Origin of the sequence: Limnohabitans sp. Bal53 (genome assembly GCF_003063355.1) — a bacterium.
Lineage (GTDB): Bacteria > Pseudomonadota > Gammaproteobacteria > Burkholderiales > Burkholderiaceae_C > Limnohabitans_A.
In genome coordinates, this window is the sequence record NZ_NESH01000005.1 from 186291 (window position 1) to 206613 (window position 20323).

At 60.8% G+C, this 20323-nt stretch carries 16 protein-coding genes; 8 read left to right on the forward strand and 8 right to left on the reverse strand.

The window, feature by feature from the left end; genetic code table 11:
- Positions 1 to 116 precede the first annotated feature (116 nt).
- Genes B9Z50_RS13835 through B9Z50_RS13855 form a run of 5 tightly spaced genes read right to left on the reverse strand, consistent with a single transcriptional unit; the run spans position 117 to position 8613 of the window.
- Positions 117 to 4097, reverse strand: a complete 3981-nt coding sequence (locus B9Z50_RS13835; RefSeq protein ID WP_108365303.1) for a translocation/assembly module TamB domain-containing protein — start codon at positions 4095 to 4097, stop codon at positions 117 to 119.
- 2 nt (positions 4098 to 4099) lie between these two features.
- Positions 4100 to 5926, reverse strand: coding sequence for an autotransporter assembly complex family protein (locus B9Z50_RS13840; RefSeq protein WP_158270688.1), 1827 nt, complete (start codon positions 5924 to 5926; stop codon positions 4100 to 4102).
- A gap of 32 nt (positions 5927 to 5958) precedes the next feature.
- Positions 5959 to 7143 (reverse strand): VWA domain-containing protein, encoded by a 1185-nt coding sequence (locus B9Z50_RS13845; RefSeq protein ID WP_108365307.1) that lies wholly within the window; start codon positions 7141 to 7143, stop codon positions 5959 to 5961.
- On the reverse strand, positions 7137 to 7766 hold the full coding sequence (locus B9Z50_RS13850) for a GNAT family N-acetyltransferase (RefSeq protein ID WP_108365309.1): 630 nt from the start codon (positions 7764 to 7766) through the stop codon (positions 7137 to 7139). The genes B9Z50_RS13845 and B9Z50_RS13850 overlap by 7 nt, the downstream gene beginning before the upstream one ends.
- Positions 7767 to 7770: 4 nt before the next feature.
- Entirely contained in the window at positions 7771 to 8613 is an 843-nt protein-coding gene (locus tag B9Z50_RS13855; RefSeq protein ID WP_108365311.1) for a MoxR family ATPase, read from the reverse strand.
- A gap of 106 nt (positions 8614 to 8719) precedes the next feature.
- Between B9Z50_RS13855 and B9Z50_RS13860 the strand changes: the two genes are divergently transcribed.
- A complete protein-coding gene (locus B9Z50_RS13860; protein WP_108365313.1) occupies positions 8720 to 9379 on the forward strand; it encodes a cytochrome c in 660 nt (219 codons plus the stop codon).
- An 84-nt stretch (positions 9380 to 9463) separates the two neighbouring features.
- Here B9Z50_RS13860 and B9Z50_RS13865 read toward each other — a convergent pair whose 3' ends face one another.
- On the reverse strand, positions 9464 to 9898 hold the full coding sequence (locus B9Z50_RS13865; RefSeq protein WP_199221756.1) for a DUF1841 family protein: 435 nt from the start codon (positions 9896 to 9898) through the stop codon (positions 9464 to 9466).
- Positions 9899 to 10445: 547 nt separating this feature from the next.
- Between B9Z50_RS13865 and pcaF the strand changes: the two genes are divergently transcribed.
- Positions 10446 to 11648, forward strand: coding sequence for a 3-oxoadipyl-CoA thiolase (pcaF, locus tag B9Z50_RS13870; RefSeq protein WP_108365451.1), 1203 nt, complete (start codon positions 10446 to 10448; stop codon positions 11646 to 11648).
- A 46-nt stretch (positions 11649 to 11694) separates the two neighbouring features.
- On the opposite strand, the gene B9Z50_RS13875 is transcribed toward pcaF, so the two are convergent.
- Together B9Z50_RS13875 and B9Z50_RS13880 are read right to left on the reverse strand one after the other, a co-directional pair.
- Positions 11695 to 12090 carry a hypothetical protein gene (locus tag B9Z50_RS13875; RefSeq protein WP_108365317.1) on the reverse strand — a complete coding sequence of 132 codons (396 nt, stop codon included), beginning with the start codon at positions 12088 to 12090 and terminating at the stop codon, positions 11695 to 11697.
- Positions 12087 to 13478, reverse strand: coding sequence for an acyclic terpene utilization AtuA family protein (locus B9Z50_RS13880; protein ID WP_108365319.1), 1392 nt, complete (start codon positions 13476 to 13478; stop codon positions 12087 to 12089). Before B9Z50_RS13880 ends, B9Z50_RS13875 begins: the two co-directional genes overlap by 4 nt.
- A 168-nt stretch (positions 13479 to 13646) precedes the next feature.
- Here B9Z50_RS13880 and B9Z50_RS13885 point away from each other — a divergent pair, with 168 nt between their 5' ends.
- Genes B9Z50_RS13885 through B9Z50_RS13910 form a run of 6 tightly spaced genes read left to right on the forward strand, consistent with a single transcriptional unit; the run spans position 13647 to position 20320 of the window.
- Positions 13647 to 14522 (forward strand): branched-chain amino acid ABC transporter permease, encoded by an 876-nt coding sequence (locus B9Z50_RS13885; protein WP_108365452.1) that lies wholly within the window; start codon positions 13647 to 13649, stop codon positions 14520 to 14522.
- A gap of 9 nt (positions 14523 to 14531) precedes the next feature.
- Positions 14532 to 15608, forward strand: a complete 1077-nt coding sequence (locus tag B9Z50_RS13890) for a branched-chain amino acid ABC transporter permease (protein WP_108365321.1) — start codon at positions 14532 to 14534, stop codon at positions 15606 to 15608.
- On the forward strand, positions 15605 to 16438 hold the full coding sequence (locus tag B9Z50_RS13895) for an ABC transporter ATP-binding protein (RefSeq protein WP_108365323.1): 834 nt from the start codon (positions 15605 to 15607) through the stop codon (positions 16436 to 16438). The genes B9Z50_RS13890 and B9Z50_RS13895 overlap by 4 nt, the downstream gene beginning before the upstream one ends.
- Entirely contained in the window at positions 16435 to 17253 is an 819-nt protein-coding gene (locus B9Z50_RS13900) for an ABC transporter ATP-binding protein (RefSeq protein WP_108365325.1), read from the forward strand. Before B9Z50_RS13895 ends, B9Z50_RS13900 begins: the two co-directional genes overlap by 4 nt.
- A 3-nt stretch (positions 17254 to 17256) precedes the next feature.
- Positions 17257 to 19113 (forward strand): long-chain fatty acid--CoA ligase, encoded by a 1857-nt coding sequence (locus B9Z50_RS13905; RefSeq protein WP_108365327.1) that lies wholly within the window; start codon positions 17257 to 17259, stop codon positions 19111 to 19113.
- Positions 19114 to 19150: 37 nt separating this feature from the next.
- Positions 19151 to 20320: an ABC transporter substrate-binding protein gene (locus B9Z50_RS13910; protein ID WP_108365329.1), complete on the forward strand. Its 1170-nt coding sequence runs from the start codon at positions 19151 to 19153 to the stop codon at positions 20318 to 20320.
- Positions 20321 to 20323 lie beyond the last annotated feature (3 nt).

The window sequence follows — 20323 nt, forward strand, 5'->3', positions numbered from 1 at the left end:
AATTGCCATTTTTAAAGTATTGAAAGTATTTTGGTTTATTGTATTGGTATTTTAGTATTGATTTTGACGGTGAGGACCTATCGTTTTCACGGGGGTCGCTTCACTTGACAAGCAGCTCAATCACGCCGTAAGGTGAATATCAAGTCCAGCGCACTTTGCTCTCCAGCTTGTGCCCGCAGAGTCAGGCGGCGCGAGAGGTCGTAAAAAATGTACAAACTGCCAAAAGCGCCACTCAGGCTGGTTTCATAGGCCAGGTAAAAGTCTTTGGACAAGCGTTTGCCCAGGGTCAAGGCCGCGCCCGTGGCGGTGGCGTCCGAGCGGCTGCCACTGGCCAGCGAGATTTCGTCCAGCCCCAGGCTGCTGGCCAACTCGCCGCTGAGGCTTTTGCCGTTGCCGCTGAACAGGGCGACGGCGGCTTGTTGCAACACGACCGATTCGGCACCGCCGTTGGCCGCTGAGCGGCCCAGCACCAGCCAGGCGAGTTTGTCGGCATCGGGCAAGTCTGGGTCGGCATACAAACGGATGCGTGGCAGCAAAGCGGTGCCCGTGATTTGCACGCCCACGTTTTGGGGCAGGTTGGGCCGCAGCGCAATGATGTCCAGACTGGGGTTGTCATAAGGGCCCGTGAAGCGCAGCACACCGGTCTCGATGTTCAGCTGCTGGCCATAGGCTTTGTAGCGACCGCCCTCGGTGCGTAACTGTCCGTTCAGGCGTGGCAGGCCCCGCGTGGATGCGTTGCTGATCAGTTCCACCTGACCGCTCAAACGGGTCACAAGACCCTGACCTTGAAGTTGAAAGTCAGACCCCAGATGGAGCATCACGCGCACATCCGGAACGCCCAACCATGAGCGAGTGGGCGCATTGGGGTCAGGTGGGGCACTGAGCATATTCAGGTTCAGCTCGCCCATCCCTGGACGGAACACCACCACATCGTCGCCCAGACTTGGCGTGCTGTCGTCGGGCAAGATGAACAGGGCTTGGTCGGCTTTAAGGCTACCGCGCAGCAGCAATTGGCCTTGTGCCATGCGTGCTGTCAGATCACCCGACACACTCAATCGACGATCGGCCCGGTTGCTCACGCGCAGGTTTTTGGCCTCGATCTGCAAGGCCAAATCAGCTTTGCGCAATGGGTTGTTGAGGCTGTTGGATGAGGCACCCGGTGCCGCATTGAATTGAATCTGTCCCCGAGCCTGGAGTTCTCCCCCTTGTGCGCCGGCCCCGCGCAGGCTCAAGCGCTCCAGCACCAAGCTTTGGCCCTGCAGGCGCGCCAGCATTTGCCCTTGGCTGAATTCGAGGCCTTGCACGGCAGAACGCGCAGCGAGTTGATCTGCCTGCAAGCGTCCCTGCCATTGGGGTTGGCCGCGCGTGCCGCTCAGCACCAGGTCTGCATCCAGCGTGCCTTGCACACGCCAGCCGGGCGGGGCCAGCACCGACCACGCCCCGATCTGCGGTAAGTTGGCTTTGACGCTGCCGCTCACAGGCGCCTGCTCGGCCCATTGCCAGCCGTCAGCGGTTCGACGCAATTGGCTTTTCAGCTGGGCCTGGGCTTGGCCCATTTTGGCGCTGTCCCAGTTCAACTCTGTGAGCATTTGCTCGTTTTGTACCTGCAAGAAGACCTTGGCCTGGCGCAATCCTGCTGCCGTGCTTTGGCCTGATGCGCTGTCGGTCTGGATGCGCAAATCGCCTTGGCTGCGCTCAGCCGTCACGCTCAAGTTCAGGTTTTGGTCCATGCGCCACAGGGCCTGGCCCTGAAGCGTGATGTCGTTGAGCAGGTCGGTGCCCAGCCAGGCCTGCGCCCAGGAAACGGGCAGGTCTGACCAATTCAGGGCGCCGTGTGTTTGCTGGGGTTGGCCCGCGTTGGGCGCAGTCCAGCCACCGGCTTGGGCTTGTAAGCGAGGGCGGCCTGGGCCGGGGCCTTGCAGCAACCAGTTCGATGGCTCCCAAGTCAGGGCCAGCGGGTCGAGCCGAGCTTGCCAGTCGAGCTTGGACTGCAAGGCCAGACGCCAGGGCGCAGCCGTTGGGCTTTGGGTGTTGGGCGTGCTCAGCGCCAACTGTTCGATGCGGCCTTGCCAGATGGGGCTGCGGACATCTTCGCGGCTGGCACGCCAGGTGCTTTGCAGTTGGGCCATGTGCGCGCCCTGGCCCAGTTGGGCTTTCAAATCGGCCTGCACCGCCAGGGGGGTGCCTTGCATGTGGATTTGACCTGGCGCCAGGAACCAGGGTGCTGGTCGGGTGGTGGGTTGGCTTGTGGCTGCGCTGCTGGGGCTGGTGGACTGTGCCCACTCGATGCGCGGCCATTGCAGCTGCAGGGACAGCGGCGCATCGGCTTGTGCGAAGCCCCCTTGCCATTGGAGTTGCAACTGGGCCGGTCCGCTGACTTTGAAGGCCTTGAAAGATTGCAGTGGTGTGGCCCATCCCGGCAGGCCTTGCAGCCAAGCCTGGCTGAGGGCGGCGTCTTGCATCTGCACGTCCAGACGGCCTAAGCCGGAGGAGGGGGCCAGCGTTCCTTGAGCGGTGGCTTGCATGCCGGGCAGCGCCAGCGTCATGCGCCCTTGCACCGCCTCTTGGCCCGGCTTCCATTGGAACTGTGCCTGTAAAGCGGCCTGAGCGGCCTGCAGCCGCAGGCTGTCGATGTCCCAGCGATCGGGGTGCCATTGGCCAGAGAGCTGGAGTTGTTCCCATTGCAAAGCGGCAGGACTGGTGGGTAGGTCGGGGGCCTGTGCCTTGAGCGCTTGCAAGTCTGCGCTCAGCGCGATGCTGTCTGCCCCTGAGGCCTCGGCTTTGAGGCGACCTTGCACGGCAGGCCCAGACCAGGCGCTGTGCAGCAAGTCGGGCTGCAGGTTCTGGATGTCCAGCTGCCCTGTCCAGCCTGTGGGGGTTTGCTGGCCTTGGCCTTGCAATTGGCCGGCGGCTACGCGGGCCCCGGCTTGCTGGATTTGCCACAGCCCTTGTGCATGGCGGGCTTTCAGGCTCAGCTGCGCCAGGGGCAGACGCTGCTGGTCCCAGGGGCCGGGCAGCAGGTTCGCCACTTGCGCTTCGAGTTGCCAGGCCGCGCCATCGGGCAACAGCCGAGCTTGGCCTTGCAAGCGGGTTTGCGGCGCACCGGGCCACAGCGGCGCCATGTCCAGCGCTTGCCACTGGCCCTCGGCTTGCACCACGGCTTGTTTTTGCCAGGGTCGGATTTGCGCCTGCAGCGTCAGATGGACCTTGTCTTGAGCGCGACCCAAAGCGCCTTGGCCGGGTGTGGGTTCCAGCTCGGCCTGCACCGCGAGTTGGGCAAGAGGGCCTGACAACTGGCCTTGCACCGTGGACTGCCCCTGCAACTGCAGGGCTGGTGTGCGGCCACTGGCTGGGGTTTGCACCTGGCCTTGGGCCGTGATGTGCAAGGCCATGGGCGCTGCGCCCTGTAAACGCGCTTGTAAGGTGTAACGGCCTTGGGCCAGTGCGAGCGATTCGACATCCAGGCGGTGCTCCTGCCCGTCAAAGGCGTATTGGGCCCGAATATCGGACAGTGTCAACGCCGTGCGGCCTTGCCAATTCAATTGGTCCACCTGCATCGCCAGTTGCAAGGGCAGTGGGAGGCGCAACTCTGTCAGGGGTGTGAGGGGCTGAGGGGGGCGCTGGTCTTGCACCCGAAGGCTCCTGATGTGGATGCTCTTGAGGGGCCAGGCCTGGCGCCACAGCTGCGACCAGTCCAGCACCAGTTGTGCATCTTGGGCCTGCACCTGCAAGCCATCGCTTTGCCAACTGATTTGGCCAATGCGCCCGCCTTGCTGCAAGTTGCCTTGCACATCGGTGCTGCGCAGTTGTTGACCCGCGGGCAGGGCCCAGTGGAGCATGTTCAGGGCGGTGCCCAAAGACCCGGGGGTGCCTGTCCAGGCCCACAACCCCCAGATCGCTGCAGCCAGCACCAAGGGCCCCAGCAAAGCCGACAGGCTCACGGCCGACAAAGCCCCCAAGGCGGCAAGCATGCGCCGCAAGAGCGAGCGAGAAGGCGCGTGCGCCGGTGCGGTGTCATCCGCCGTCGAGTTGAAAGACGCGTCCACGGTCTGCGCCGTGGCATCCTTGTCGCTCGGGTTCTCGGGGTGGGTGTTCATCGTCAAAATGTGAATCCCACACTCAGGTGCAGGCGCAGCTGGTGCAGCGCTTGCGCATAAGCCAAATCGATGCGCACCGGCCCGACCGGACTGCGCCAGCGGGCACCCGCGCCATAGCCGATTTGAGGCTGAAGTTGCCCCGTGTCATTGGCCACCGCGCCCGCATCAACAAACACGGCGCTTTCCCAGTCTGTGCGTTGGCTGCGCCAGCGGATGGGTTGTTGCCACTCCAAACTGGCCAGGGCCAAGTAACGCCCTGCCACCGTCAGTCCATCGTCTTGTTGTACGCCGATGCTGTTGGGCGCATAGCCGCGCACGCTGTTGTCCCCCCCCGTCAAAAACAACTGAGTGGTCGGCAGGCTTGAGGTGTCTCGGCTGATCACACTGCCCAATTCGGCCCGCATGGCCAAGCGACCGCTGGTACGCCCGAGGGGCAACAGGGCCAGGCCTTTTGCTCTCCAACGCACATAGGGCTCGCGATCAGGGCCCAGGGTCACGCCTGCCCCCAGTTCAAGGCCCACACCTTGGCCACGGCTGGGGAAAGGCAGGGAGTCAAAGTTACGCCAGGTACCGGCCAGGTTGCCACTGACGGACTCCAGTGCACCTTGCCCATCCCCCTGTTGTCGGGCTGCGTCGTATTGCGCGAAATACGAGCGGTCAATGCGCTCGCCCAATTGGATGCGGCCAGCTCTCCAACGCTGGCTGTTGACTTGAAAATCGCCGCGCTTTTCCTGCTCAAACTGCACCGAGGTGTTCAAGCGCCACAGGCTGCTGTCGGGCGGGGCCAGCAGGTCCAGGCTCAGGCTTTGCAAGTCCTTGTCCACAGACAGCTTGCTGACCGAGCGCCAACGCAGGCCCGGCACGCTGTGGTGGGTGTGCTCCGCGCTGACGCGGGCACCGCTGTCACTGCGCACACCCAAGCCGAGCACCCATTTCTGACGCAGGCTTTCTTTGAGCTCAATCTTGACCGGTGCCTGCGCCGGACTGCCCTCGGCATCCAGACTGACAAACACCGAATCGTAAAAACCACTGCTGACCAAGCGCTGCTGTGCTTCGAGCAAATCGTTTTGGCGGTAGACCTGGCCGACCGGCAAAAGAGCCAAGCGCTCGACCTGCGTGACCTTGTATTTCTCTGCTCCGGAGATTTGCAAAGCCCCCAGACGCACGGCTGGGCCGGATTCCAGGGTCAGCCACAGGCGCACCTGGTTGTTGGGCTCGTCCACCAATGCCAGGCTGTGCAAGATGCGGCCCCATGGGTAACGCTCGGCCAGCAGCTGGCGCAGTGCCTGGTTTTTAGCCTGGCTCCACGCGTCTTGGCTGAAGGTCGCACCCACGGGCAAAGCCCATTGCTGTTCGATGGCTTTGAGTTGTGCTCGCGCCTCGGTGTCGTCGGCCACATCACCCAGCCACTGCCATTGCAGTTCGGAGACGCGGGCCGCGGGTCCGGGGTCCACATCCACCAGCACCAGGCCCAAGTTCCCGATGCTGGCGTTTTTGCCGCTTTTGTCTTGCGACCAGCTCAGCGTGGGCTTGAAAAAGCCCAGTGTGCCCAGCAGCTCGCGGGCCTGCACATCGGCGTCACGCAGCAGCCGGGCCAGCTCCATCTCGTCCAGATCACTGAGGCTGCGGTAGCGCTGCAGGTTCAGATGTTGTGTCAGAAAGTCACGGATGCCCTCGTTGCTGCTGCGTACTTCCAAGCCAAAGGCCTGCGGGGTGGCCGGGGACGGGTTGGCGGAGAGGTTTGCGGGCGTTGAGGTGGTCTGTGCCAGAGTCGACGTGGGCGCCAGGGCCGCAAACCAGAGCGCAGCCATCAGCACAGCCACAGCCATGCAGTGCCGACCATCAGGCCGCGCGGGCCGCCTCATTTGCTCAGCAAACGCATCGCATCTTCCAGCCCCTTGAGGGTCAGCGGGTACATGCGGTTGCTCATCAGCTGCTGGATGATGGAGATGCTCTGACGGTATTGCCACACGCCTTGAGGCTCGGGGTTGATCCAGGCAAACTTGGGAAAAGTGTGCGTCAGGCGCTGCAGCCATTCGGCCCCAGCTTCTTCGTTGTTGTATTCAACGCTGCCGCCTTTTTGCAAAATCTCATAAGGGCTCATGGTCGCGTCGCCAATGAAGATCAGCTTGTAGTCCTTGTTGTACTTGCGCAAGATGTCCCAGGTCGGGAACTTCTCGGCATAGCGGCGTTTGTTGTTCTTCCACATGAAGTCATAGACGCAGTTGTGGAAGTAATAAAAATCCAGGTGCTTGAACTCGGCCTTGACGGCCGAGAACATTTCCTCGACCCGAGCGATGTGTTCGTCCATCGTGCCGCCCACGTCCATGAGCAGCAGCACCTTCACATTGTTGTGCCGCTCCGGGCGCATCAAAATGTCCAGATACCCGGCATTGGCCGCCGTTTTGCGGATGGTGCCGTCCAGGTCCAGCTCTTCTTGCGAGCCCTCACGCGCAAAACGGCGCAGGCGGCGCAGCGCCACCTTGATGTTGCGTGTGCCCAGCTCTTGGCTGTCGTCGTAATCCTTGTAAGCGCGCTGGTCCCAGACCTTGACGGCGCTCTTGTTGCCACCTTTGCCACCAATGCGGATACCCTGCGGGTTGTACCCCCCGTTGCCAAACGGCGAGGTGCCGCCCGTGCCGATCCACTTGTTGCCGCCTTCGTGGCGTTCTTTTTGTTCTTCCAGACGCTTTTTGAGCGTCTCCATCAACTCATCCCAGCCCATCTTCTCAATGGCAGCTTTTTGCTCGGGCGTGAGTTCCTTTTGCAGGATTTTTTCCAGCCAGTCCAGGGGCACCTCTTTGGTGAAGTCGGTCAGCATCTCCACGCCCTTGAAGTAGGCGCCGAAAGCCTTGTCGAACTTGTCGAAGTGCTTTTCGTCCTTGACCATCACGGTGCGGGCCAGGTGGTAAAAATCGTCGATGCTGCAGGCGTCAGATGCCGGGCCCACCACATTGGCCTGCAGCGCCTCAAGCAGCGTCAGGTACTCGCGCACCGAGACGGGTAGTTTGGCGGCGCGAAGGGTGTAGAAAAAGTCGATCAGCATGACCGGGGTTCCTCGGTTCTGTTGCGGCTCAATTGAAAGTCGAGGTGGGTGCGTACATTGGGCCATTCACTGGCAATGATGCTGTAAACACAGGTGTCGCGCAGTGCGCCAGCGCCCAAAGGGTGGGGGTTGATTTGGTGGCTACGCAAGATGCCGTCGAGCTTGGCCCCTAGGCGCTCGATGGCGCGGCGGCTTTGCTGGTTGAAGAAATGCGTGCGGAACTCCACCGCAATGCAGTTCAGTTGCTCAAAGGCATGGGCCAACAAAAGCCGCTTGGCTTCGGTGTTGAGCGGTGTGCGCTGTACGCTTTGGCGGTACCAGGTCGAGCCGATTTCCACCCGGCGGTTGGCGGCATCGATGTTCATGTATGTGGTCATGCCCGCGGCCTGGTGGGTCACCGGATCGATCACCACGAAGGGGCACATGCTGCCCTTGGCTTGCAGGTCCAGGCGTCGCTCAATTTCGGCTGCCATGCCTTCGGGCGTAGGGATGGCTGTGTACCAAAGCTGCCACAACTGGCCATCGCGCACGGCCTGCACCAGCGCGTCGTGGTGCTCAGCCCGCAAGGGCTCCAGCCGCACGTGTGCGCCAGTCAGGGTCACAGGCGAGGCAAAGGCGGTCATGGCTTCAGCGGTTGCGCTGGTTCATGAACACCAGCTTCTCGAACAAAGTCACGTCCTGCTCGTTCTTGAGCAAGGCGCCCACCAGCGGCGGCACAGACACTTTTTGGTCGGCGCTTTGCAGGGCTTCGAGCGGAATGTCTTCGGCCACCAACAGTTTGAGCCAATCGAGCAATTCGCTGGTGGAGGGCTTTTTCTTCAGGCCGGGCAAGCCGCGCACGTCGTAAAAGGTCTTGAGCGCCAGGGCCAGCAGGTCTTTTTTGAGCGTGGGGAAGTGCACGTCCACGATCTGCTTCATGGTGTCCGCTTCGGGGAACTTGATGTAGTGGAAGAAGCAGCGGCGCAAAAAGGCGTCGGGCAGTTCTTTTTCGTTGTTGGAGGTGATGAACACCAGTGGACGGGTTTTGGCTTTGATCAGCTGACGCGTTTCGTAGCAATAGAACTCCATGCGGTCGATTTCGCGCAGCAGGTCGTTCGGGAATTCAATGTCGGCCTTGTCGATCTCGTCGATCAGGATGGCCACGGGCGTCTCGGATGTGAAAGCCTGCCAGAGCACGCCCTTGATGATGTAGTTTTCGATGTCCTTGACCTTTTCATCCCCCAGTTGGCTGTCGCGCAGTCGGCTGACGGCGTCGTATTCGTACAGGCCTTGCTGGGCTTTGGTGGTCGATTTGATGTGCCATTGCAGCAGTGGCAAGCCCAAAGCCTCGGCCACTTCTTCGGCCAACATGGTTTTGCCGGTGCCGGGTTCGCCCTTGACCAACAGGGGGCGCTTGAGGGTCATGGCGGCATTCACGGCCAGCATCAGGTCGGGTGTGGCGACGTAGTTTTCGGTACCTTGGAATTTCATGGCAACAACTTCTCTGAAAAGGTAAAAGGGCTTGTCAGGATTATGAGGGCCAGCCCGATATAATCCTCAGTTGATTTTTATCAATCATTTGGATTGTGTGAGCAAAATGAACAAGCTGTTGAACTCGATGTTTGCCTTGGCTGTCGCTTCTGTGACCGCTGTTTCTGTCCATGCCCAAGAAATCAAGGGCGACGCCAAAGCTGGTGAGCAAAAAATTGCCATGTGCATTGGTTGCCACAGCATTCACGGCTACAAATCCAGTTTCCCCGAGGTCTACAGCGTTCCCAAGATCTCCGGCCAAAACGGCAAGTACATCGTGGCTTCGCTCAACGCCTACAAAAAAGGCGAGCGCAAGCACCCCACCATGCGTGGCATTGCCGACACCCTGACCGAGCAGGACATGGCCGATCTGGGCGCCTACTACGAGCAGCATGGCAATATTCAGCCCGTGACCAAGACGCCCAAAGCCCCGGATGCCAAAGTCGCGGCCCTGCTGCAAAAAGGTGCTTGCCTCTCCTGCCACGGTGACAATTTCAGCAAGCCCATCGACCCGAGCTACCCTAAGCTGGCGGGTCAGCACAAAGACTTTTTGTTCGTAGCCCTCAAGTCCTACAAAGTGGAAAACCAGTCCACTTGGGGCCGCAACAATGGCGTGATGGGTGGCATTGCCAAGCAGTTCACCAACGCCGAGTTGAAGGCCATTTCGGCCTACATCGCCTCTTTGGACGGCGAGATGAAGGTCATTCCTCAGTCGCGTTTCCGCTGATCCGATCCTTCTGAGTCCACACAACAAAAAACCCGCTTCGGCGGGTTTTTGTTGTCTGTTGGCCATTTTTGGGGCCGCTGGGTCTTAGTCTTGGGTGGCGTTGCGCTGCACGCAGGCGATGTAGGACTCGCCGTCGGGCATGCGGCCCGAGCGCTGGCTTTCAAAAATCATGCGGCCCAGGCATTCCATGGCCTGGTGGTGCGCGTCGTGCAGCGAGTTGAGCCGGTGCGTGAGCAGTTCCACCGCCTGGCGAATGCCCCGGGGTTGGTCGATGCTGCATTGTTCGCTGATGGACAGGTGCATCGAGAGGTGCAAAAACGGGTTGGTCCGGTTGGGGTCGTCGTTCAGCATGTTGGCCAGGGCGGCATCAACGTCGGCGAGTTCGGCATGGTATTCGGGGTGTTCGTCGATCCATTGGCTGACCAGCATTTCCATGGGTTCGAGCGTTGCAGTCGTGCGGGCTTTGGCGTAGACACCACAAAAAAAGCGCCGGACATCGGCTTGTGAGGGTTGTATCAGCATGTGGTGGATTGTCTCTTAAGTGTTTGTGGACTTGCTTTTGTTTTTGTTCTTTGGTGTTGTGGCTTGGGGTAGTGAAAGGCCGGGGTGCGGGGCCGGGGCTCAGAGGCGCTTCGCTTTGCCACATCGCCCCGGCCCCGCACCCCGGCCTCTCACGTGGGCGTTTCGCGTCGGGCGGCAACACCCGGGTCCATTTCAACGTGGAATGTTTGACTCGGGTGTAAAAACCGGCAAGTCGCGCCCCTCAACACCCGAGCAAGGCGGGACGTCGGCGCTGGTCGGGCGATGTGGCAAAGCGAAGCGCCTCTGAGCCCGGCCAGCGCCGCCGTCCCGCCTTGCGGACAGACACCAGGCACTTGATCAACGGACAGACTTCCCCGGAGCCCGACCAGAGCAGCCGCCCCGCCTTGCGGACAGACACCCGAGATCTTTTCACTTGGCAGTCGCCAAACGCTCATGCCAGACCAATGACCACCTCTAAAATGACATCAATCCCTGTATGGTGTGCAATATAATGCACATTCACAACCCTCAAGAGACCAGTCACATGAACCAAGCCTACATTTGCGACGCGATCCGGACCCCCTTTGGCCGCTACGGCGGAGCCCTGTCCAGCGTGCGCACCGACGACCTGGGTGCGGTGCCCCTGCGTGCCCTGATGGCCCGCAATCCCAACGTGGACTGGGCTGCAGTGACCGACGTGCTGTACGGCTGTGCCAACCAGGCGGGTGAAGACAACCGCAACGTGGCCCACATGGCCAGCTTGCTGGCCGGTCTGCCCATTGATGTGCCCGGTGCCACCATCAACCGCCTGTGCGGCTCGGGACTGGACGCCATTGGCACCGCCGCGCGCGCCATCAAGGCGGGTGAAGCCGGTTTGATGATTGCTGGCGGTGTGGAAAGCATGAGCCGCGCGCCGTTCGTCATGCCCAAAGCGGAAACGGCTTTTAGCCGTGCCAACGCCGTGTACGACACCACCATTGGCTGGCGCTTCGTCAACAAACTGATGAAGGCCCAATACGGCGTGGACTCCATGCCCGAGACGGCCGAGAACGTCGCTACCGACTACAAGATCGAGCGCGAAGCGCAAGACCTGATGGCCTACAACAGCCAGCTGCGCGCTGTCGCTGCCATCAAAGCCGGCCACCTGGCACGTGAAATCGTGGGCGTGAGCATCCCCCAGAAAAAGGGCGATGCGATCATGGTGGACACCGATGAGCACCCCCGCGAAACCAGTCTGGAAGCGTTGGCCAAGCTCAAAGGCGTGGTGCGCCCGGACGGCACCGTGACCGCAGGCAATGCTTCGGGTGTCAACGACGGCGCTTGCGCTTTGTTGTTGGCCGATGAAGCCACGGCCGCCAAAAACGGCCTGACCCCCAAGGCACGCATCGTGGGTATGGCCACCGCCGGTGTGGCTCCGCGCGTCATGGGCATTGGCCCTGCGCCGGCCACACTCAAGGTGTTGGCCCAAACTGGTCTGACGATCGACCACATGGACGTGATCGAACTGAACGAAGCCTTTGCTGCGCAAGGCCTGGCCGTGATGCGCATGTTGGGCCTCAAAGACGACGACGCCCGTGTGAATGCCTGGGGTGGTGCGATTGCCTTGGGTCACCCGCTGGGTGCATCGGGTGCCCGTTTGGCCACCACGGCCATCAACCGCCTGCAGCAAACCGCAGGTCGTTATGCGCTGTGCACCATGTGCATTGGCGTGGGCCAAGGCATAGCGTTGATCATCGAGCGCGTGTGAGTCAGTGGCCCCGGATCCAGTCCGGGGTGACCATTCATTCAGGTTTCTAGGCAGACATCTCCGGCCACCAGCCCCTTCGGGGGCTTTTTTGTGCCTGCTCAAATTCTTCTTCAGTGACTTCGATTTCGAGGCGCAAGAGCGCTGCACCCATGGCCTTGCCCAAGTTGTCCAAGCGCAGATTGCGTGCACCGCCGCCTTGCAGCGCGCCGTGCAGCACCAGCTTCAGGGCCAGAATGTTCGGCAAAGGCCAAGCATCCACCTGGCCCGGCAGCCAGGGGGCGAAGTGGGCTTGGACTTTGGCTGCGGTCACTTCGCGGGCCATGATTTGGTAACCCGCTTCGTTCCAAGCGAACAGCCCAAAGTCCACCCAGTCGGCTTTGTCGCCGCTGCGGGCGTGGGCGATGCGGGCCAGAGGAATTTTGATGGTCGGTGTGGTGTTCATGCGCTGGGCTCCAGCATTTCCAAGCGGGCTTGCACCCGGTTGCGCGGAATCAGGGTGGGCCAAATGCCCAGCAACTCACTGGTGTTGTTCAGGCCTTGAAAACCACAGGTGTAGGCGGGGCCACTCAGCGCCATCCACGGGAACAGTCGCCCGAACCCATCGGCCACCGCTTTCACAGGCGTGCGCAGTACCATGCGCACCCAAATTTCGGCGCGTTCATTCAGCTCGCCCTCAGGCGGCAGCGGGGCCAATGGGCCATGCGCCGAGTTGAGGCCGGGGTATTCGACAAAGAGCTCGTCAAAGGGCATCTTTCGCGCTTGCAGTTGGTGTCGGATCATGGCCTCGGCCGCTTGCACTTTGTCCCAAGCGTCGGGCCATGAAAAGCCCCAAGTGACCTCGGCCTTGAATCCATCCTTGAAGCCTGCCACCACCTTGAGTTGGTCGGTCGGCGCGTGGCCTTTTGCGCCCGTTAAACGCACGCGGTTTTGGCCCTCGTCGTGCAACTGAATCTGGCCCATGTCGAGCACCACGTCGGGCGAAAAATACGCATGTGGGTTGTGCACCTCGTACAGCAGTTGTTGGCGCACGGTGTCGAAGTTGACCAGACCCCCGGTGTCCGGGGCTTTGGTGATGAAGGCCGTGCCATCTGCCCAAACTTCGGCGATCGGGTAGCCGATGTGCGCCAGATCCGGGATGTTTTGCCAGCTGCCTTGGCTGCCAAAGTTGCCGCCGCTGCCCTGGCCAGAGCATTCGAGCAGATGCCCCACCGTCAGGCCCTGAGCCAGGCGGTTGAAGTCTTCAGTCGTTTGTGCGTCACCAAGTTTCCAGCCCAAGCCATGCACCAGCGGCCCCAGAAACAGCGCGGCGTCGGCCACGCGCCCGGTGATCACGATGTCAGCCCCAAGGTCTAGCGCCTCCACGATGGGTTGTGCGCCCAGATAAGCGTTGCCAAACACCAGCCGTTCGCGCACGCTCGTCACATCCGCACCGCTCATCATGTGGTCAAAGCCGGTGTCGGGCGCTTGCAGCAGCGTCAGCACATCGTCGCCGCTCACCACCGCAATGCGCGGGTGCCAGTCTGCGGTGGCCAAGGCTTTTTGCACCGCCTGCGCCGCGCCCATGGGGTTGAGACCGCCTGCGTTGCAAACGAAGCGCACGCCACGCGGTTGCATCAAGGGCCACAGGCGCATCAGCATGGGCACCACATCGCGGGCATAGCCCAAAGCCGGGTCGCGCTGCCGGTCTTTTTGCAAGATGGCCAACGTCAACTCGGCCAGGTGGTCACTGGCGATGAATTGCACTTGGCCGCGTTCGATGCTGGCGGCCACGGGCTCCCAGTTGTCACCGTAGAAACCGAGTCCCGATCCGATGCGAATGGCATTTGTCATGAAGGGATATTGAAGCCTTGTGTGTGAGTTTGAATGGGGGTCAACCCCTAGGGAAAGTCTCGTGTAAGACATGCACAATCGCACGGTCGTTCGCAAATGCTTTTTGCGGCACACCCACAGTGTCCAGTCAGAGCGAACAAGGCTAAAAAGAACCAAGAGGAGATAGGCGTGCAATTGCTGCAACTGCTGATCAGCGGTGTGGCCCAGGGCTGTATTTACGGACTCATTGCCCTGGGTTTCGTGCTGATTTACAAGGCCACCGAAACGGTGAGCTTTGCCCAGGGCGACCTGATGATGGTGGGGGCTTTTTCGGGCCTGGCCGCCATGACCCTTTTGGGTTTTCCGTTCTGGATTGCGGTGCCCGCAGCCATCGTGGCCATGGGCATTTTTGGTGTCTTGGTCGAGCGCCTGGTCATTCGCCCCATCCTCGGGCAACCGGCTTTTTCCATCGTCATGCTGACCATTGGTGTGGGCTATGTGCTGCGCGGCCTGATCACCATGATCCCCGATGTGGGCACCGACACCCACACCATGCCCGTGCCTTATGCGGGTGAGGTGTTTCGCCTGGGTGGCTTGGTGATCGCGGCCGAGCAAATGGTGGTGATCGGCGCCACCGGCATCTTGTGCCTGGGCCTGTTTGCCATGTTCAAGTACAGCAAGCTGGGCATCGCCATGCAAGCGGCCTCGCAAAACCAGTTGGCCGCTTATTACATGGGCATCCCGGTCAAGCGCATCAACGGCCTGGTCTGGGGCCTGGCGGCCGGTGTGGCGGCTGTGGCCGGTCTCCTCCTGGCGCCCATCACCTTTGTGCACGCCAACATGGGCTTCATTGGCCTCAAAGCCTTTCCCGCGGCGGTGGTGGGCGGCTTTGGCAGCTTGCCCGGCGCGATTGTGGGCGGTCTGGTGATCGGCATTGTCGAGTCGCTCTCGGGCTTTTATTTGCCCGAAGGCTTCAAGGACATCGCGCCCTACATCGTGGTGTTGCTCATGCTGGTGCTCAAGCCCAATGGCTTGTTCGGCGAGCAACTGCGCAAGAAAGTCTGAGGCTCCGGCATGCGATTCATCTTCAAAACCGAATACAACCAGGACATCACGCTGGCCAAACACGGCGGCCATGTGTTCTGGTACAGCTTGCTCGCCATCTTTTTGGTGGTGGCACCCTGGGCCGTGCCCGAGTACTGGCTGGCGCAGCTGACCTTTGTGCTGATCTACGCCGTCGTGGGCCTAGGCCTGATGCTGCTGGCGGGTTTCACGGGTCTGTTCTCTCTGGGTCACGCCGCATTTTTGGGCGTGGGGGCTTACACCCAGGCCGTCATGGTCAATGCCGGGGTGCCGTTTCCGCTGGCGCTGGTTTGTGCGGGTGTGTTCTCGGCCATCGCGGGCGTGATCGTGGGCTTGCCTGCGCTGCGCGTCAAAGGCATTTACCTCGGCATGGCCACACTGGCGTTTGGCTTCATCGTCGAAGAGGGCATGGCCCGCTGGGAAAGCGTCACGGGCGGCAATGCGGGCCTGATGGTCACCTACCCCACACTGGGCGGCTGGACACTGGACAGCACCGAAGAGTTCTACTTCCTTTGTTTGGTGGTGACGGTGGGTGCCACGCTGGCCATCGTCAACCTGCTGCGCTCGTCTACAGGCCGCGCTTTTGTGGCCATTCGTGATTCCGAAATTTCGGCGCAAAGCATGGGCATCCACTTGGCGCGTTACAAGACCTTGTCGTTCGCCTTGTCGGCCGCACTGGCGGGCATCGGCGGCGCTTTGTACGCGCACAAGATCCAGTTCCTCTCGCCCGAGCAGTTCAGCATCATCCAGTCGATTGACTTGCTCTTGATGGTGGTGATCGGCGGTTTGGGCTCGATCCACGGGGCTTTCCTCGGCGCGATTTTCCTGATCGTCATGCCGCAGCTGATCTCCTTGGGCAAGGACTTTTTGCCAGCTGCCATTGGTGGCGCTGCCGGCTTGCAGGGCACGGTTTACGGCATGGTGCTGATCGCGTTTGTGTTGTTCGAGCCCATGGGTCTGTATGGCCGCTGGCTCAAGGTGCGCACCTGGTTCCAGTTGTTCCCGTTTTACCGCCGTGGCCTGTTCAAGCGCCAGAAATCGTTCCAGAAATCGGACCGCCTGAAATGAACGCAGACATCCTTTTATCCGCTCAAGACCTGAGCGTGCGCTTTGGCGGTGTGCTGGCCGTGAACAAGGTCAGCTTCGACGTCAAGCGCGGCGAGGTCTTCACCCTGATCGGCCCCAACGGCGCTGGCAAGACCACCGTGTTCAACCTGATCAGCCGCATCTACACGCCCACCACGGGCGTGATCGACTACGCCGGGCCACAAGGCACGCTGCGCCTGACCGACCAGCAGCCGCACCAGATTGCAGGCCTGGGCATTGCCCGCACGTTTCAGAACATTGAATTGTTTGAGCACGCCACCGTGCTGCAAAACCTGCTGATTGGCCGCCACACGCACCGCAAGACGGGCGTCTGGAGCGAGATGTTTTTCTCTTCCAAAACCCGCGCGGCCGAGATCGAGGCGCGTGAAAAGGTCGAAGAGGTCATCGATTTTCTGGACCTGCAACACCACCGCGATTCGATGGTGGCGGGCCTGCCTTACGGCGTGCGCAAAGTGGTCGAGCTGGCGCGGGCCCTGTGCACCGAGCCGAAATTGCTGCTGCTCGACGAGCCCTCGTCGGGCCTGAACGTCGAAGAAACCGAAGACATGGCCTTCTGGATTTCGGACATCAAAAACGAGCTGGGCATCACCGTGCTCATGGTCGAGCACGACATGAGCCTGGTGTCCAAAGTGTCGGACCGTGTGCTGGCCATGAGCCAGGGCGAAGAACTCGCCACCGGCACGCCCAGCCAGGTGCAAAGCGACCCCGGCGTGATCGAGGCCTATCTGGGCTCTGTGGATGATGTCTCCAGCCTGCGCCGCGAAAACTACGTGCCCGGAGGTGCCGCATGAGCGCAGCCAACCCCATCCTGAACGCTGCTGCAGCGCCGGTCGCTGACAACGTGATGCTCAAGCTGCTCAACGTCGAAAGCGCCTACGGCCCGATCAAGGCGATCCGCGGCGTGAGCCTGCAGGTGCGCCAAGGCGAAATCGCCACCGTGCTCGGCTCCAACGGCGCTGGCAAGACCACCATCCTCAAAACCATCAGCGGCATCATCGACCCGCGCAAGGGCTCGATCGAGTTCAAGGGCCAGAGCATCACCGCACAAGACCCGGCCTTCATTGTGCAAAGCGGCCTGATGCATGTGCCCGAAGGCCGCGAGGTGTTCCCGCTGCTGTCGATTCGCGACAACCTGCTCATGGGCGCCTTCACCCGCAAGGACCGTGACGGCGTGGCCCGCGACATGGAAGCGGTGTACAACTACTTCCCCATCCTGCGCGAGCGGGCGGCGCAAGACGCGGGCTTGCTCTCGGGCGGGCAGCAGCAGATGCTGGCGATCAGCCGCGCCCTCATGGCCAACCCCGATTTGATCTTGCTGGACGAGCCCAGCTTGGGCCTGTCCCCGAAGCTGACCAAAGAGATTTTTGAAATCGTAGTGCGCATCAACCGCGAACGCGGCACCACCATCTTGCTGGTGGAGCAAAACGCCAACATGGCGCTGAACGCTTCCGACTACGGCTATGTGCTGGAAAACGGCCGCATTGTGATGGAAGACACCTGCGCCCGTTTGCGTGAAAAGGACGACATCAAGGAGTTCTACTTGGGTATGAAGGAAGAGGGCGTGCGCGCCGATCGCCGCTGGAAAAAGAAGAAAACCTGGAGATAAGACATGAGCCAACTCTGGGACACCTCCGGCATCGTGCCGCAAAAAAATGTCGTCATGGCGGGCGAGACCATCCCCGCCATTTTCTGGAACGCAGTGGCCGCACGCGGACCCAACGTGTGGATGCGCCAAAAAGATCTGGGCATCTGGCGCAGCTGGACCTGGAACGAAACCGCCCAGGCTGTGCGCGAGATCGGCCACGGCCTGATGGCGCTGGGCTTTGAGGCGCGCCACACCGCCTCCATCTTGTCCAACACCAACATCGAATGGGTGCTGTGCGACCTGGCTGTGCTCAGTGCGGGCGGCGTGTCCAACGGCATCTACCCGACCGACGCGGCCGAGCAGGTGCATTACCTGTGCGAAGACTCGGGCACCCGCGTGCTGTTTGTCGAAGACGACGAGCAGCTCGACAAGGCCCTGGCCGTGCGCGAGACTTTGCCCTTGTTGCAAAAAATCGTGGTGTTCGACATGGACGGTTTGCGTGACTTCCATGACCCGATGGTGATCAGCTTGAAGCAGCTGCAAGCCTTGGGCCGCGAACATGCCCAGCAACACCCCGACATGCTCACGCAGCGCAGCGCTGCCTGCAAACCGGAAGACTTGGCCATTTTGGTCTACACCTCAGGCACCACCGGTAAACCCAAAGGAGGCATGCACAGCCACCACGGCTTGGTGTACACCGTGCGCGGCTACAACACCTTGATTGCCCGCGACGAGCGCGACGAGTGCATGTGCTTTTTGCCGCTGTGCCACATCGCTGAGCGCATGGGGGGCGAGTATTTTTCGATGTACACCGGGGCCAAACTCAACTTTGTTGAAAACCCCGAAACGGTGCCCGAAAACGTGCGTGAAATCGCGCCCACCGTGTTCACCGCCGTGCCCCGTGTGTGGGAAAAGTTTTACTCGGGTGTGATGATTGCGCTCAAGGAAGCGGGCGGCGTGCAGCAAGCGGTGTACGGCTGGTCGATTGGCGTGGGCCAGCAAGTGGCCGATTTGGTGCTGGCACAAAAGCCGGTGCCCGCCGGTCTCAAGCTGCGCTTTCATGTGGCGCGTTTGTTGGCACTCAACAACGTGCGCAAGATGATCGGTATCCACCGTGCGCGCTTTTTGGTGACGGGTGCAGCCCCCATCTCCCCCGATTTGGTGCGCTGGTATTTGGCGCTGGGCTTGCCCATGCTCGAGGTCTGGGGCATGACCGAGACCTGCGGTGCGGCCACGGGCGTGCCCGCTGACCGCATCAAGCCCGGCTCGATTGGCCCCGCCGCCGAGTACAACGAAATGCGTCTGGATCCGGTGACCAGCGAGATTTTGGTGCGTGGCCCCAACGTGTTCATGGGGTACCTGAACTTGCCCGAAAAAACCGCTGAGACCATCGACGCCGACGGCTGGCTGCACACGGGCGACGTGGGTGTGGTGGACGAGGAAGGGTTTTTCCGCATCACCGATCGCATGAAAGACATCATCATCACAGCCGGTGGCAAGAACATCACCCCGAGCGAGCTGGAAAACGAACTCAAATTCTCGCCCTATGTCACCGATGCGGTGGTGATTGGCGACAAGCGGCCCTATCTGACTGTGATCATCATGATCGACCAGGAAAACGTGGAGAAATACGCCCAGGACAACGACGTGCCCTTCTCCAATTACGCCAGCCTCACGCACAGCGCCGAGGTGCAAGGTTTGATCCAGGCCGAAGTGGACCGCGTCAACAAGAAGTTTGCCCGCGTCGAGCAAATCAAAAAATTCTGGTTGCTCGACACGCAGCTGAGCGCCGAAGATGAAGAACTGACCCCGACCATGAAGCTCAAGCGCAAACTGGTCGAGAAGAAATATACGCCCCAGATCGAGGCGATGTACCGCTGATTCAACTCACCCTTTTCTACAACAGGAGACCTGCAACATGAAAATCAAACTCAGCCTCATCGCCGCTGCGATGGCCTTGACCGCTGGCGCGGCCACGGCCCAGACGCAAGGCGTGTCCAAAACCGAAATCACCCTTGGCTCGATCCAGGATTTGTCGGGCCCCTTGGCGGGCTTTGGCAAACAGGTGCGCTTGGGCATGATGCTGCGCGTGGATGAAGCCAACGAGCAAGGCGGCATCAACGGCCGCAAGTTCAAACTGCTGGTCGAAGACTCGGCCTATGACCCACGCCGTGCCGTTTTGGCCGCGCAGAAGCTGGTCAACCAGGACAAGATTTTTGCCATGATCGGTCACATCGGCACCGCACAAAACATGGCCGCCATGCCGGTGCAGTTCCAGAAGAACGTGATCAACTTCTTCCCCGTCACGGCCGCACGTGAAATGTACGAGCCCTTCCACAAGCTCAAGTACTCGTTTGCCGCCACCTACTACGACCAGATGCGCCTGGGTGTGCCGATCTTGGTGAAGGAAAAGAACGCCAAGCAAATTTGCGCCATGCACCAGGACGATGAATTCGGTCTGGAAGTGTTTCGTGGTGCCTCAGCCGGCCTGCAGACCATGGGCATGAAATTCGCCGAAGTCACGACCTACAAACGTGGTGCCACAGACTTTGCCTCTCAGATGCAAAAACTGGCCTCGGCCAAGTGCGACTTTGTGGTCATGGGCACCATCATTCGTGAAACCATTGGCGGCATTGCCACCGCTCGCCGCTTGGGCTTTAACCCCACTTTCCTAGGTTCAAGCGCGTCTTACACCGACTTGATCCACAAGTTGGGCGGTCCTGCCATGAATGGTTTTTACGCCACCATGTCCACCCAGCACCCCTACTTGGACGAGTCGGCTCAGCCTATTCGTTTCTGGGCCAACAAGTACAAGACCAAGTTCAACGAAGACCCGACCGTGTTCTCGGTTTATGGTTACAACGCCATCGATTCTTTCCTGCGTGCGGTTGAGAAATCAGGTGCCAACGTGACCACCGAGAGCATCATCAAGGCCATGGACACCATGGTGATCCCACCCGATATTTTCGGTACGGGCGAGATGACCTTCACTGCCACCAAGCGCTTGGGCAGCAATGCTTCGCGCATGTCACAAATCACCGACGGCCGCTGGAAAGTGACCTCGGGTTACTTCAGCGACAAGAAGTAAACA

Bases quoted from the DNA above. Each gene is read 5' to 3' on its own strand.
- B9Z50_RS13835 (WP_108365303.1), bottom strand. From the start codon at position 4,097: ATGAACACCCACCCCGAGAACCCGAGCGACAAGGATGCCACGGCGCAG.
- B9Z50_RS13840 (WP_158270688.1), bottom strand. From the start codon at position 5,926: ATGGCTGTGGCTGTGCTGATGGCTGCGCTCTGGTTTGCGGCCCTGGCG.
- B9Z50_RS13845 (WP_108365307.1), bottom strand. From the start codon at position 7,143: ATGCTGATCGACTTTTTCTACACCCTTCGCGCCGCCAAACTACCCGTC.
- B9Z50_RS13850 (WP_108365309.1), bottom strand. From the start codon at position 7,766: ATGACCGCCTTTGCCTCGCCTGTGACCCTGACTGGCGCACACGTGCGG.
- B9Z50_RS13855 (WP_108365311.1), bottom strand. From the start codon at position 8,613: ATGAAATTCCAAGGTACCGAAAACTACGTCGCCACACCCGACCTGATG.
- B9Z50_RS13860 (WP_108365313.1), top strand. From the start codon at position 8,720: ATGAACAAGCTGTTGAACTCGATGTTTGCCTTGGCTGTCGCTTCTGTG.
- pcaF (WP_108365451.1), top strand. From the start codon at position 10,446: ATGAACCAAGCCTACATTTGCGACGCGATCCGGACCCCCTTTGGCCGC.
- B9Z50_RS13875 (WP_108365317.1), bottom strand. From the start codon at position 12,090: ATGAACACCACACCGACCATCAAAATTCCTCTGGCCCGCATCGCCCAC.
- B9Z50_RS13880 (WP_108365319.1), bottom strand. From the start codon at position 13,478: ATGACAAATGCCATTCGCATCGGATCGGGACTCGGTTTCTACGGTGAC.
- B9Z50_RS13890 (WP_108365321.1), top strand. From the start codon at position 14,532: ATGCGATTCATCTTCAAAACCGAATACAACCAGGACATCACGCTGGCC.
- B9Z50_RS13895 (WP_108365323.1), top strand. From the start codon at position 15,605: ATGAACGCAGACATCCTTTTATCCGCTCAAGACCTGAGCGTGCGCTTT.
- B9Z50_RS13900 (WP_108365325.1), top strand. From the start codon at position 16,435: ATGAGCGCAGCCAACCCCATCCTGAACGCTGCTGCAGCGCCGGTCGCT.
- B9Z50_RS13905 (WP_108365327.1), top strand. From the start codon at position 17,257: ATGAGCCAACTCTGGGACACCTCCGGCATCGTGCCGCAAAAAAATGTC.
- B9Z50_RS13910 (WP_108365329.1), top strand. From the start codon at position 19,151: ATGAAAATCAAACTCAGCCTCATCGCCGCTGCGATGGCCTTGACCGCT.